Origin of the sequence: Streptomyces sp. NPDC057307 (genome assembly GCF_042667665.1) — a bacterium.
Taxonomy (GTDB): domain Bacteria; phylum Actinomycetota; class Actinomycetes; order Streptomycetales; family Streptomycetaceae; genus Streptomyces.
Map to the genome: position 1 here is coordinate 1 of NZ_JBHUZM010000010.1, position 13,505 is coordinate 13,505.

Annotated in this window: 13 protein-coding genes; 7 read left to right on the forward strand and 6 right to left on the reverse strand. The window is 70.4% G+C overall.

All coding sequences use genetic code 11. The features are described 5' to 3' along the window. Nucleotides 1-19: 19 nt before the first annotated feature. The 5 genes from nadE to ACFUN8_RS06270 form a co-directional block, all read right to left on the reverse strand. A complete protein-coding gene (gene nadE / locus ACFUN8_RS06250) occupies nucleotides 20-862 on the reverse strand; it encodes an ammonia-dependent NAD(+) synthetase (RefSeq protein ID WP_383632269.1) in 843 nt (280 codons plus the stop codon). Nucleotides 863-960: 98 nt separating this feature from the next. Next, entirely contained in the window at nucleotides 961-2,085 is a 1,125-nt protein-coding gene (locus ACFUN8_RS06255; RefSeq protein WP_383632272.1) for a GuaB3 family IMP dehydrogenase-related protein, read from the reverse strand. A gap of 130 nt (nucleotides 2,086-2,215) precedes the next feature. After that, a complete protein-coding gene (gene guaB / locus ACFUN8_RS06260; protein ID WP_382571985.1) occupies nucleotides 2,216-3,718 on the reverse strand; it encodes an IMP dehydrogenase in 1,503 nt (500 codons plus the stop codon). 165 nt (nucleotides 3,719-3,883) lie between these two features. After that, complete coding sequence (locus tag ACFUN8_RS06265; RefSeq protein ID WP_329076557.1) at nucleotides 3,884-4,459, reverse strand: sigma-70 family RNA polymerase sigma factor; 576 nt, start codon at nucleotides 4,457-4,459, stop codon at nucleotides 3,884-3,886. Between the two features lie 277 nt (nucleotides 4,460-4,736). After that, the gene (locus tag ACFUN8_RS06270) at nucleotides 4,737-5,348 is read right to left on the reverse strand and encodes a response regulator transcription factor (RefSeq protein WP_003948568.1); all 612 of its coding nucleotides are present in this window, start codon (nucleotides 5,346-5,348) and stop codon (nucleotides 4,737-4,739) included. A 441-nt stretch (nucleotides 5,349-5,789) separates the two neighbouring features. Between ACFUN8_RS06270 and ACFUN8_RS06275 the strand changes: the two genes are divergently transcribed. Further along, a complete protein-coding gene (locus ACFUN8_RS06275; protein WP_069625260.1) occupies nucleotides 5,790-6,113 on the forward strand; it encodes a WhiB family transcriptional regulator in 324 nt (107 codons plus the stop codon). Nucleotides 6,114-6,231: 118 nt separating this feature from the next. On the opposite strand, the gene ACFUN8_RS06280 is transcribed toward ACFUN8_RS06275, so the two are convergent. Then, nucleotides 6,232-7,131, reverse strand: a complete 900-nt coding sequence (locus tag ACFUN8_RS06280; protein ID WP_383632277.1) for a LysR family transcriptional regulator — start codon at nucleotides 7,129-7,131, stop codon at nucleotides 6,232-6,234. Nucleotides 7,132-7,225: 94 nt separating this feature from the next. On the opposite strand from ACFUN8_RS06280, the gene ACFUN8_RS06285 reads away from it, so the two are divergent. From ACFUN8_RS06285 to ACFUN8_RS06310, 6 genes are all read left to right on the forward strand, one after another. Continuing rightward, nucleotides 7,226-7,942 carry an MOSC domain-containing protein gene (locus ACFUN8_RS06285; protein ID WP_383632280.1) on the forward strand — a complete coding sequence of 239 codons (717 nt, stop codon included), beginning with the start codon at nucleotides 7,226-7,228 and terminating at the stop codon, nucleotides 7,940-7,942. An 87-nt stretch (nucleotides 7,943-8,029) separates the two neighbouring features. Next, entirely contained in the window at nucleotides 8,030-8,833 is an 804-nt protein-coding gene (locus ACFUN8_RS06290) for an SDR family NAD(P)-dependent oxidoreductase (RefSeq protein ID WP_383632283.1), read from the forward strand. Nucleotides 8,834-8,961: 128 nt separating this feature from the next. Next, the gene (locus ACFUN8_RS06295; protein ID WP_383632286.1) at nucleotides 8,962-10,050 is read left to right on the forward strand and encodes a substrate-binding domain-containing protein; all 1,089 of its coding nucleotides are present in this window, start codon (nucleotides 8,962-8,964) and stop codon (nucleotides 10,048-10,050) included. A gap of 126 nt (nucleotides 10,051-10,176) precedes the next feature. Then, nucleotides 10,177-11,517, forward strand: a complete 1,341-nt coding sequence (locus ACFUN8_RS06300; RefSeq protein WP_383632289.1) for an ABC transporter substrate-binding protein — start codon at nucleotides 10,177-10,179, stop codon at nucleotides 11,515-11,517. Beyond that, nucleotides 11,514-12,506 (forward strand): carbohydrate ABC transporter permease, encoded by a 993-nt coding sequence (locus tag ACFUN8_RS06305; protein ID WP_383632292.1) that lies wholly within the window; start codon nucleotides 11,514-11,516, stop codon nucleotides 12,504-12,506. Before ACFUN8_RS06300 ends, ACFUN8_RS06305 begins: the two co-directional genes overlap by 4 nt. Further along, nucleotides 12,503-13,444: a carbohydrate ABC transporter permease gene (locus tag ACFUN8_RS06310; protein WP_383632295.1), complete on the forward strand. Its 942-nt coding sequence runs from the start codon at nucleotides 12,503-12,505 to the stop codon at nucleotides 13,442-13,444. The genes ACFUN8_RS06305 and ACFUN8_RS06310 overlap by 4 nt, the downstream gene beginning before the upstream one ends. The last annotated feature ends 61 nt before the right edge of the window (nucleotides 13,445-13,505 follow it).

A 13,505-nucleotide genomic window follows, 5' to 3' on the forward strand; every position in this document is an offset into this window, starting at 1 on the left:
GCACCCGCCCGGTGGGTGATCAGCCCCGCCACCAGTCGTCGAGCGGCGTGACCGGTACGGTCCGCTTGTGCCGGGTCGCGAGATACACCGACTCCACCCTCGCCGCCAGATCGGGCGTGACGTCGACACCCTCCAGATAGTCGTCGAGCTGGGCGTACGTGAGCCCGAGGGCCTCCTCGTCGGGCAGCGCGGGCCGGTCGTCCTCCAGGTCGGCGGTCGGCACCTTCTCCCAGACACTCGCCGGCGCGCCCAACTCCGCCAGCAGCGCGGCTCCCTGACGCTTCGTCAGCCCCGTCAGCGGGGTGAGGTCCACACCGCCGTCGCCGTACTTGGTGAAGAATCCGGTCACCGCCTCCGCCGCGTGGTCGGTCCCCACGACGAGCAGACCCAGCTGCCCGGCGATCGAGTACTGGATCACCATCCGCTCACGGGCCTTGATGTTGCCGCGTACGAAGTCCCGCAGCCGGGGCTCGTCGCCCAGCAACTCCCGCAGCCCGAGGGCCGATTCGGCGCCGACGGCGTCCGCGCTCGGCTTGACGTTCACCACGATCGACCGGTCGGGCCGGATGAACTCCAGCGCGATCTGCGCGTCGTGCTCGTCGGCCTGTACGCCGTAGGGCAGCCGCACCGCGACGAAGACGGCCTCGTGCCCCTCGGCCCGCAGCTCCTCGCCCGCCAGCTGGCACAGCCTGCCGGTCAGCGTGCTGTCCTGGCCGCCGCTGATCCCGAGCACATAGCCCTTGGCGGGGGTGGAGCGCAGATAGTCCTTGAGGAAGTCGACCCGTCGCCGGATCTCGACCTTGGGCACGATGGTCGTCTTGACGCCGAGTTCGGCAAGAATCTGCTCACGTAGGTTCGCCACCCGTGCACTGTACTGACCGGCTTCGACCGCTGTGCGCGCAGGCGGAAATGCCCCGGACCTCGTACGGTCCGGGGCATCCGTCACACCTTCGGCAGGTGTCAGCGGCTGTGCTGCGAGTCCGCGACCGTCACCTCGACGCGCTGGAACTCCTTCAGCTCGCTGTAACCGGTCGTCGCCATCGCCCTCTTGAGCGCGCCGAAGAAGTTCATCGACCCGTCCGGGCTGTGCGAGGGGCCGGTCAGGACCTCCTCGGTCGTCCCGACGATGCCCAGGTCCACCAACTTGCCACGCGGCACGTCCTCGTGGACGGCCTCCATGCCCCAGTGGTGCCCCTTGCCCGGCGCGTCGTTCGCCCGCGCCAGCGGGGAGCCCATCATCACCGCGTCGGCCCCGCACGCCACGGCCTTGGGCAGGTCGCCGGACCAGCCCACGCCGCCGTCGGCGATCACGTGCACGTACCGGCCGCCGGACTCGTCCATGTAGTCGCGCCGGGCCGCGGCCACGTCCGCGACCGCCGTCGCCATCGGCACCTGGATGCCCAGCACGTTACGGGTGGTGTGCGCGGCCCCGCCGCCGAAGCCCACCAGCACACCGGCGGCGCCGGTGCGCATCAGGTGCAGCGACGCGGTGTACGTGGCGCAGCCGCCGACGATGACCGGGACGTCCAGCTCGTAGATGAACTGCTTCAGGTTCAGCGGCTCGGCCGCGCCCGAGACATGCTCGGCGGAGACCGTCGTACCCCGGATGACGAAGATGTCCACCCCGGCGTCCACGACGGCCTTGGAGAACTGCGCGGTGCGCTGCGGCGAGAGCGCGGCGGCCGTGACCACGCCCGAGTCACGCACCTCCTTGATGCGCCGGCCGATCAGGTCTTCCTGGATCGGCGCGGCGTAGATCTCCTGGAGCCTGCGGTTGGCGGTGGCCTCGTCCAGCTCGGCGATCTCGTCCAGCAGCGGCTGCGGGTCCTCGTAACGGGTCCACAGACCTTCGAGGTTGAGCACGCCGAGCCCGCCCAGCTCACCGATGCGGATCGCCGTGCTCGGCGAGACCACGGAGTCCATGGGGGCGGCCAGGAACGGCAGCTCGAAGCGGTAGGCGTCGATCTGCCAGGCGATCGAGACCTCCTTGGGGTCGCGGGTGCGCCGGCTGGGGACGACGGCGATGTCGTCGAAGGCGTACGCGCGGCGTCCGCGCTTGCCGCGGCCGATCTCGATCTCAGTCACGATGTGTGGCCTTTCCTCTACGTCTGCGCCTTCAGTATCCCCGACCCGGCCCGGCACATCCGTGAGGGGCGGTCCCGAGATGAACGGGACCGCCCCTCACCGACAAGCCGGACGTCGGGTCGCCAGGTCGTCAGCGACCCGTGTAGTTCGGTGCCTCGACCGTCATCTGGATGTCGTGCGGGTGGCTCTCCTTGAGACCGGCCGCGGTGATCCGGACGAACCGGCCCTTGCGCTCCATCTCGTCGATGGAGGCCGCGCCCACATATCCCATGGTCTGCCGCAGACCGCCGATGAGCTGGTGCAGTACGGCGCTCAGCGGGCCGCGGTAGGGCACCTGGCCCTCGATGCCCTCGGGGACCAGCTTGTCGTCCGAGGACACCTCGCCCTGGAAGTAACGGTCCTTCGAGTACGAACGGCCCTGGCCGCGCGACTGCATCGCGCCCAGCGAACCCATCCCGCGGTACGACTTGAACTGCTTGCCGTTGATGAACTGCAGCTCGCCGGGCGACTCCTCGCAGCCCGCGAGCAGGCTGCCGAGCATCACCGTGGACGCGCCGGCCGCGAGGGCCTTGCCGATGTCGCCCGAGTACTGGAGCCCGCCGTCGCCGATGACCGGGACGCCCGCCGCCTGGCAGACCACCGCGGCCTCGTAGATCGCGGTGACCTGGGGGACGCCGATGCCGGCGACGACGCGCGTCGTGCAGATCGAGCCGGGCCCGACGCCGACCTTCACGCCGTCCACGCCCGCGTCGATCAGCGCCTGGGCGCCGTCGCGGGTGGCCACGTTCCCCCCGATGACATCCACCGGAACACTCGACTTGATCTTGGACATCCAGCTCAGCGCGTTGCTGTTGTGGCCGTGCGAGGTGTCCACGACCAGGAAGTCCACCCCGGCCGCGACCAGTGCCTGGGACCGCTCCAGCGCCTCGGGGCTGGCCCCGACGGCCGCGCCGACGAGCAGCCTGCCCTCGCCGTCCTTGGCCGCGTTCGGGTACTTCTCGGCCTTGACGAAGTCCTTGACCGTGATGAGGCCCTTGAGAATGCCCTTGTCGTCGACGAGCGGCAGCTTCTCGATCTTGTGGCGGCGCAGCAGCTCCATGGCGTCCACGCCGGAGATGCCGACCTTGCCGGTGACGAGCGGCATCGGGGTCATGACCTCGCGCACCTGGCGCCCGCGGTCCGACTCGAAGGCCATGTCGCGGTTGGTGACGATGCCGAGGAGCTTGCCCGCGGCGTCGGTGACCGGGACGCCGCTGATCCGGAACTTGGCGCAGAGTTCGTCCGCCTCACCGAGCGTCGCGTCGGGGCGGACGGTGATCGGGTCGGTGACCATGCCGGACTCGGAGCGCTTCACGAGGTCGACCTGGTTGGCCTGGTCGGCGATGGAGAGATTGCGGTGCAGCACACCGACGCCGCCCTGCCGGGCCATGGCGATCGCCATGCGGGCCTCGGTGACCTTGTCCATGGCGGCGGAGAGCAGGGGGAGGTTCACCCTGACGTTCCGGGAGACCAGGGACGTGGTGTCCACCTGGTTCGGCAGGACTTCCGAGGCGCCGGGCAGCAGCAGCACGTCGTCGTATGTCAGCCCGAGCGTCGCGAACTTCTCGGGCACTCCGTCGACGTATGCAGTCATGACACCTTCCCCAATGGCCTTGATCGGTGCGGATGCCCATGCTAACGGGAAGCGGGGCCGTCGAATTCCACGCTCCCGCGCCGCCCTGTACCCGGCACCGCTCTGTGCCCGGCTACGGCTCCGTGCCCGGCTCACCGCTCGTGTGCGGCGTACCGCTCTGTCCGGTTACTGCTCGGCCAGCGCGCGCAGTCTGCTGAGCGCGCGGTGCTGTGCGACCCGTACGGCGCCGGGCGACATCCCCAGCATCTGGCCGGTCTCCTCGGCGGTCAGCCCCACGGCGACCCGCAGCACGAGCAGCTCGCGCTGGTTGTCCGGGAGGTTGGCGAGGAGCTTCTTCGCCCACTCGGCGTCGCTGCTGAGCAGCGCGCGCTCCTCCGGCCCGAGGGAGTCGTCGGGCCGCTCGGGCATCTCGTCCGAGGGCACGGCCGTCGAGCCCGGGTGCCGCATGGCGGCCCGCTGGAGATCGGCGACCTTGTGCGCGGCGATGGCGAAGACGAAGGCTTCGAAGGGCCTGCCGGTGTCCTTGTAGCGCGGGAGCGCCATCAGGACGGCGACGCAGACCTCTTGTGCGAGGTCCTCCACGAAGTGGCGGGCGTCACCCGGCAGTCGGTTCAGCCGGGTGCGGCAGTAGCGCAGCGCGAGGGGGTGCACATGGGCCAGAAGATCGTGCGTCGCCTGCCCGTCCCCGTCGACGGCACGATGAACGAGCGCACCGATCACCGTGGTCTCGTCATCGCGCATCGGACCATGGTGCCTCGGCGGCCGCTGATCCGTGGCACCGCGTTCATAGTTGTGCACCGAAGCGTTATGAGCAGGTGCGCCGGAACTCATCTCCTGCGCCCTCCCCTTCCGCTCGCCCGACTCGTCCCCGAGGAACTCCACAACTCAAGGATGCGGCATCGGGCGGGAAACTGTGGCGTACGGGCACCGACAACCCGCTCCGCCGCCCCGTCCGCCGCACGGCAGACGGGGTTCCACGACTCTCCGGACGAGCTGTCCGTACCGCCCCGACCAGGGCCTAACGGACCAGACCCCAGCGGAATCCGAGGGCCACGGCATGCGCACGGTCCGACGCTCCGAGCTTTTTGAACAGACGCCGGGCGTGCGTCTTGACCGTGTCCTCGGAGAGGAAGAGCTCGCGCCCGATCTCCGCGTTCGACCGGCCGTGGCTCATGCCTTCGAGCACCTGGATCTCCCGCGCGGTGAGCGTGGGGGCGGCGCCCATCTCGGCCGACCTGAGCCGGCGCGGGGCGAGCCGCCAGGTCGGGTCGGCGAGGGCCTGGGTGACCGTCGCGCGCAACTCCGCGCGGGACGCGTCCTTGTGCAGATAGCCGCGGGCACCGGCGGCGACCGCGAGTGCGACACCGTCCAGATCCTCGGCGACCGTGAGCATGATGATCCGGGCGCCCGGATCGGCGGACAGCAGCCGGCGGACGGTCTCGACGCCGCCCAGACCGGGCATGCGTACGTCCATCAGAATCAGGTCCGAGCGGTCGGCGCCCCAGCGGCGGAGAACTTCCTCACCGTTGGCCGCGGTCGTCACGCGCTCGACGCCGGGCACGGTCGCAACCGCGCGGCGCAGCGCCTCTCGGGCAAGCGGGGAGTCGTCGCAGACGAGGACGGATGTCATGGCCGCCCTCCGCAGCTGATGCGCGTCACCTTGAGCCTCCAGGCTGAGTACATGTGGTCACCTGTGCGATTGACGCCATCGGACATGTGCCCGATCGCTTGTTCCTTCAATCGCCTCGACCACTCAACGACGGTCACTCGAAAGAGTTACGGGTCCAGAACCGCCTTCGGCACTCTACGTGAGGAGGCGCACACAGAGCAGAGCCTCGCAGGTGATCCTTCGATCACTCTGAGCCATGCCCCATTTAGCGCCATTTCTTCCCTTTTGCTGGTGTCTGTGGCTAGATTCGCAATGAGTCATATTTACATCTACTTACACAGGAGATGTACGGTCGTGAGCACGATGTGGTCAGCGCGTCGGGCTCGCACCCGGCGCCCCGGGGCGCATCTCACGCCCTAGGACGCCGGTATCCGCCTCCACGGATTCAAGGGGACATGAGCAATGGCAGATTTCTCCCGCCTTCCCGGACCGAACGCAGATCTGTGGGACTGGCAGCTCCTCGCGGCCTGTCGCGGCGTCGACAGTTCGCTGTTCTTTCACCCGGAGGGAGAGCGGGGCGCGGCACGCAGCGCTCGCGAAACCTCGGCGAAAGAGGTCTGCATGAGATGCCCGGTCCGCGCGCAGTGCGCGGCGCACGCGATGGCGGTGCGGGAGCCGTACGGCGTGTGGGGCGGGCTGACGGAGGACGAACGCGAGGAGCTGATGGGGCGCGCGCGCACCCGGCTGATCGCGACGTCGGGGGCGAACGGGTCGGGTCGGGCCTGACCCGCGACAAGCATTCGAAGAAACGTTCCTGCACTTTCCGGCGGAACCTCGGCGGCACCCCGGCCGGACTTCGGCCGCACCCCGGACTTCGGCCGCACCCCGCCCGGAACGGGCCGCGTCAGCGCGACGCGGCCCGTTCCAGTTGGTCCAGCGTCGCCGCCACCGCGGGGACCCGCGCCAGATCGGGCAGCGTGAGCGCGACGATCTCGCGCCGGACGGCGGGTTCGACGGCGACCGTACGGGCGGCCTTCGGCAGCACCGACTCCAAGGCCAGCTCCGGCAGGAACGCGACCCCGAGCCCGGCCCCGACCAGGCCGATCACCGCCGGGTAGTCGTCCGTCGCGAAGTCGATACGAGGGGTGAAGCCGGCCTTCTCGCAGGCGTCCACCAGTTGGTGACGGCAGCGCGGGCAGCCCGCGATCCAGGACTCGTCGGCGAGGTCCGCGATGGAGACGGCGGCGGCCCCGGCCAGCCGGTGCCCCTCGGGCAGCAGCCCCACCAGCCGGTCCGTGAGCAGCGGTCGTACGACCAGGTCGTCCCACTCCTCGGCGCCGCCGCCGGTGGAGTCGTAGCGGAAGGCCAGCGCCACGTCGCAGTCGCCGTCGCGCAGCATCTCGACGGAGCGCGGCGGCTCGGCGTCGACCAGTGAGACGCGGGTGCCGGGGTGGGCGGCGCGCAGGGCGGCCAGTGCGGCGGGGACCAGCGTGGAGCTGCCGCTGGGGAACGAGACCAGCCGGACCCGCCCGGCGCGCAGGCCCGCGATGGCCGCGACCTCCTCCTCGGCGGCCGTGAGGCCCGACAGGATGCCCGTCGCGTGCCGTACGAGCGCTTCACCGGCCTGGGTGAGCCGCATCGCGCGGCTGGTCCTGATCAGCAGGGTCGTACCGACGGAGGCTTCGAGGACCTTCATCTGCTGGCTGACGGCCGGCTGGGTGCATCCCAGCTCCCGTGCCGCGGCGGAGAACGAGCCGGTGGTGGCGACGGCGCGCAGGACACGGAGATGGCGGGCTTCGATCACCCCTCAAACATAAGGGACGCTTGGAGGCGGGGCGAAATTCAGGGCAAGCCTTTTGAGAGGCGCGGGCGGGGCGCGGGGGGTTAGCGTGCCCGTCATGAAGCTTCTGACCGTGAATGTGGGGCGGCCCAAGACCGTCGAGTACTCGGACGCGCCGGGTGGCGCCACCGGCATCGACAAGCGGCCGGTGGACGGCCCGGTCGCGGTGCGCGATCCCGGCCCGAAGGGCGTCGGCGCCAGCGGTCTGGCCGGGGACTCGGTGTGCGATCTGCGCCATCACGGCGGCAGCGACCAGGCCGTGTATGTGTACGCGCGCGAGGATCTGGACTTCTGGGAGCGGGAGTTGGGCCGTCCGCTGGCCAACGGCAGCTTCGGCGAGAACCTGACGACATCGGGTCTCGACCTGAACGGGACGAAGATCGGGGAGCGTTGGCGGGTCGGTCCGGAACTGGTGCTGGAGGCGACCAGCGGCCGGATTCCGTGCCGTACGTTCGGCGGCTGGCTCGGCGAGACGGGCTGGGTGCGGCGCTTCACCCGACAGGGCGTCACCGGGGCGTACTTCCGGGTCCTGGTCCCCGGCGAGATCCGCGCGGGCGACCCGATCGAGATCGTGCACCGGCCCGACCACGAGGTGACGGTGGCTCTCGCCTTCCGGGCCGTGACGACGGAGCGCGAGCTGCTGCCGCGGATTCTGGCGGCCGGAGAGGCCCTGCACGTCGAGGAGTTGCGGACCGCCAGGGAGTACGTGGCGAAGTACGGGAGCGGCGTGATCGGCGGTCAGGCCGGCAGCACCGAGAACGCCGGGGCTCTGTAGGTCCGGGGATCGGGCGCCTCGTCGGGCGGCTTCCGGTGGCCGGACGGGGGCTCGCGGCCGTCGTGCGACCGTCTAACGTGCACGCCTATGACGACTGCTTTGATTACGGGCGCGACAGCGGGGATCGGCGCCGCGTTCGCGCGCCGGCTGGCGGCGGGCGGGACCTCCCAGTCCGTCGGTGTGGGAAGCGGCCACAACCTGGTGCTGGTCGCCCGCGACACCGAGCGCCTTCAGCGACAGGCCACCGAACTCCACGACCTGCACGGCATCGAGGCGGAGGTACTGACCGCCGATCTCGCCACGGACGAGGGCATCGCGGCGGTCGAGAAGCGCCTCGGCGACCGGACGCACCCCATCGATCTGCTGGTCAACAACGCGGGGTTCGGGAACAAGGGCCGGTTCCTCGACGTCCCGATGGCCGACGAACTGACGATGCTGAAGGTGCACTGCGAGGCGGTGCTGCGGCTGACGTCGGCGGCCGTCACCGGGATGAGGGAGCGCGGGCGGGGCGGGGTGGTGAACGTGTCGTCGGTGGCGGCGTTCGTACCGCGCGGGACGTACGGCGCGTCGAAGGCGTGGGTGGTGCAGTTCACCCAGGGCGCCGCGCGGGACCTGACCGGCACGGGGGTACGGCTGATGGCGCTGTGCCCCGGCTTCACGCGGACGGAGTTCCACGACCGGGCGGGTATGGGGACGGACAACATCCCCAACTGGATGTGGCTGGACGCGGACAAGCTGGTGACGGCGGCCCTGTCCGACCTGGCCCGCGGCAAGACGGTGTCGGTGCCGGATCCGCGGTACAAGGCGCTGATGGCCGGGGTGAAGCTGGCCCCGAGGGGCCTGCTGGGCGGGATCACGTCGAAGACGGGGCGGAAGTACGGCCCGCAGTAGCCGGGCCCACGGACGGTGCCGCGGCCGTGGTGACGATCGAATGATCGAAACCTTCCGTCGTTCGATCACGCCGCATTAGAGTCCTCCTACCGGGCCATCCCCTCATCACCCTCCGGAGGACTCCCACCGTGCGCGAAGGTGCCGCCGAACGTCATGACCGGCTGCTCAATCTGGTGCGCGAGCGCGGCACCGTACGAGTGTCGGACCTCGCCGAGCAGTTGGGGGTCTCGCCCGTCACCGCGCGGCGGGACGCGGAGGCCCTGGCCGCCCGGGGGCTGCTCGACCGGGCGCACGGGTCCGTGTCCTGGCCGCGCGGGCAGGGGCCCGCCGGGACCGCGCCGGGGGGCGGGAGTCCGGTCATCGGGATGCTGGCGCCGGCCGCCGCGTACTACTTCGCCGAGGTCATCCGCGGGGCGCACGAGGCGGCGGCGCGGCTCGGTGCCCGGCTGATCCTGCGCGTCTCCGACTACCGGTCCGAGGACGACGCCTCGCACGCGGCCGGTCTGCTCGCCGCCGGTGCGGAGGGGCTGCTGGTCGCCCCCAGCTGGACGGCGCCGGACCATCCCGCGCGGTACGGGGACTGGGTCGCCGGGCTGCCGGTCCCCACCGTGCTCGTCGAGCGGCTCGGGGTGCCCGGCGGGCCGCTGGACGAGCTGGACCGGGTCCGTTCGGACCACGCGCACGGGGTGCTCCTGGCCGTACGGCATCTGGTGGGGCTCGGGCACGGCACACCGCTGCTGGTCGCCAGGGCCGACAGTCCGACGTCGATGGCCGTGCGCGGGGGATACACCCGGGCGCTGGACGTCATGGGGCTGCGGGCGCCGCTGCCCGTGCTCGACTCCTCGTCGGCCGAGCGGCATCCCGCGCTCTTCGAGCGGGCGGCCCAGGGGCTGGCCGCCGCCGTGCGGGACGGCCGGGCGACCGCGGCGCTGATGCACAACGACGAGGACGCCACCTGGATGGTGCGGCGCCTGGCCCAGCTGGACGTACGGGTGCCCGGGGACCTCGCGCTCATCACGTACGACGACGAGGTCGCCGCGCTCGCCGACACCCCGCTGACCGCCGTCGCACCGCCGAAGCGCGCGGTGGGGCGGCGCGCGGCGGAGCTGCTGGTGGAGCGGCTGACGGCGCCCGGCGCCGAGGCGGAACCCCGGGTCCATCTCGACCTGCTGCCGAGCCTGCGCGTCCGCGCCTCGTGCGGCCCGCCGACGCGCTGACCCCACCCACTGGGCATCGCGGTTCGATCATTTTTCGATCAATCAATCTTTCGCTCTTGACTTCGCTCACCACGGATCGAAGTATCACGGCCATCGCCTGTCCCCCGCCGCACAGGAGCCCGAGCCGTGAGTCATCCGTGGTCCCGTCCCATCCGCGCCGCCGTCAGCGCGCTCACCGCGCTGTCCGCTCTCGCCGCCCTCGGGGCGTGCAGCGGTGGCGGCGGCCAGGCGCCCGCCCGAGGCACCGCAGCAGATCCCGTGACCGTCACCTTCTGGGCCTGGACGAGGGGATCGAAGGAGGTCGTGGACGCGTTCAACGCCTCGCACGACACGATCAAGGTGAAGTTCGAGGAGATACCGTCCGGCGGTCTCGGCGGCTATCCCAAGATCGCGAACGCGGTGAAGGCGGGCATCGCGCCCGATCTGCTCTCCATCGAGTATCCGCAGCTGTCGCAGTTCGTCAGCCAGGGCTCGCTCCAGGATCTGAGCGGCTATCTCACCGACGACATCAAGAAGAAGTTCCTGCCGCAGGCCGTGGAGCTGACCACGCTGGGCGGCCGTAACTGGGCCGTCCCCTTCGACGCCTCGCCGCAGGTCTTCTACTACCGCAAGGACTTCTTCGAGAAGCACGACATCGCGCCGCCGCGCACCTGGGACGAGTTCCGCACCGCCGCCGAGCGGATCAAGAAGATCGAGCCGAAGACCCGGATCGGCACCTTCTTCCCCGACGACCCGACGTTCTTCCAGGCGATGGCCTGGCAGGCCGGCGGCCAGTGGTTCGACACCGGCGGGGACAGCTGGCGGGTCGACACCACGGACCCGGCGAGCGTGAAGGCCGCCGATTACTGGCAGGGCATGATCGACGACGAACTCGTCTCCACCGCCTCGTCGTTCAGCCCGGAGTGGACCGGTTCGCTCAAGCAGGGCACGACCGTCGGCTATCTCGGCGCCTCCTGGGGCGCCGGCGTCCTGTCGGGCATCGTGGCCGAGCAGAAGGGCAAGTGGGCCGCCGTGCCGGTGCCGAGCTGGGACGCCGACCGGCCCGCCAGCGGCATGATCGGCGGGTCGACCTTCGCCGTCAGCAAGGACAGCAAGAAGGCCGCCGCCGCGGTCGAGTTCGCGCTGTGGATGTCGACCACCGAGGCGGGCATCAAGGCCCGGATCGGCGCGAGCACGTCGAGCGCCCTGCCCGCCGCACCCGCGCTGGTGCCGGTCGCAAAAGAGGCGTACGACACCAGCTTCTTCGGTGGTCAGGACCTGTACGGCCTGTACGAGAAGGCCGGCGCCTCCGTCGGTCCCGACTGGCGCTGGGGGCCGAGCACCGCCGCCACCAACGGCGCGCTCGGCGACGCCCTCAGCGACGTGGTCGGCGGCAGCTCGACCTTGCGTACGGCGCTGAAGACGGCGCACGACGCCACCGTCGCCGACGCGGAGAAGCGCGGACTGAAGGTCGAGGACGCCTCATGAGCAACACGAAGAGCACAAGCAGCACAACCAGCACCAGCCGCACAGGCATCACCGGCGGCACCGGCGGCAAGGCCGCTCGTACCCCCAAGTCCCCCACCGTCAGGGCCCGTACCGGCTTCGCCGCCGGCGTCCTCCTCGCCCCCTTCTTCGCGCTGTTCACCGTTGCGATGATCATCCCGGTCGGCTACGCCGTCTATCTCAGCCTCTTCACGGAGAAGCAGTCCGGACTCGGCTTCGACGGCCCGTCGACCGTCTTCCACGGCCTCGGCAACTACACGGCCGCCCTCGGCGACGAGGCGTTCCGCGACGGTTTCTGGGTGCTGCTCGGCTACTGCGCCCTCTACATACCGCTGATGGTCGGCGGCGCGCTCGTCATCTCGCTCCTGCTGGACACGGCCATGGCCCGCGCCCGCCGCTTCTTCCAGCTCGCGCTCTTCCTGCCCCACGCGATCCCCGGCCTGATCGCCGCCCTGATCTGGATCTATCTCTACACACCCGGACTCAGCCCGGTCGTCTCCGCCATGGAGTCCGGCGGCATCGGCTTCGACTTCTTCTCCTCCGAGGGCACTCTCCCCGCGATCGTCAACATCGCCCTGTGGGAGTGGCTCGGCTACAACGTCGTCATCTTCTACGCCTCGCTCCAGGCCGTCGACCGCTCCCTGCTGGAGGCGGCGACCGTGGACGGCGCGGGCAACTGGCGGCTCGCCTTCAGCATCAAGATCCCGCTGATCCGCTCCTCACTGATGCTGGTCCTGCTCTTCACGATCATCGGCTCGCTCCAGCTGTTCACCGAGCCGCTGATCCTCAACCGCGGCAGCGGGTCCGCCGTGACCAGCACCTGGACCCCCAACATGTATGCCTACAGCGCCGCGTTCGAGCGCAACGACTACGGACTCGCCGCCGCGGCCTCCGTGCTCATCGCGCTCGTCGCCGCCCTGCTCTCCTTCGTCGTCACCCGACTCTCCAACCGGAAGGGGGCACGGGCATGACGTCCCCGACCGTGGTCGACCCGACCGCCCAGCTCCAGACCCCGAACCGCCGCGACGGCCGCCGTGCCGACCGCGCCCCCGCACCGGCCGGCCGTCCGGCCGCCGGCCGCTGGCTGTCGAAGACCGCCGTCAACGGCGTGCTGCTGATCGCCGCCGTCTATACGCTCTTCCCGCTGATCTGGCTGGTCACCGCCGCCACCAAGGACGCCGGCAATCTCCTCGGCGGCGATGTCTTCTCGTTCGAGGGCTTCGACCTCGGCCACAACCTCTCCGAGCTGACGTCCTACCAGGACGGCATCTACTTCCAGTGGTACGGCAACTCGCTGCTCTACGCGGGAGTCGGCGCGCTCGGCTGCTCGCTGGTGAGCGTCGCGGCGGGCTACGCCTTCGACAAGTACCGGTTCCGGGGGAAGGAGAAGCTGTTCGCGCTCGTCCTGCTGGGTGTGCTGCTGCCGTCGACCGCGCTGTCGCTCCCCCTCTATCTGCTGGCCGTCGAGACGGGCACCGTCAACACCTACTGGTCCGTGCTGATCCCGGCGCTGGTCAACCCGTTCGGCGTCTATCTCGCCCGGATCTTCAGCGCGGGCTACATCCCCGACGAGGCCCTGGAGGCCGCCCGTATCGACGGGGCCGGCGAACTGCGCGTCTTCTGGTCGATCGGGCTGCGGATGATCATGCCGGGCTTCGTGACCATCTTCCTCTTCCAGTTCACCGCGATCTGGAACAACTTCTTCCTCCCCCTCGTGATGCTCTCGGACCGTCAGCTCTACCCCCTGAGCCTCGGCCTGTTCAACTGGCACAGCAACGCCAACGCCGACCCGACCTTCTACCCCATGGTCGTCACCGGCTCCCTGCTCGCCGTCACCCCGCTGATCATCGCCTTCGTCACCCTCCAGCGACACTGGAAGGCCGGACTCACCGCCGGCAGCGTCAAATAGCGTCATCCGCGACGCGTGAAGTGACCTGTGCGTACGACCCACGAGGAGACCGACTTCCACC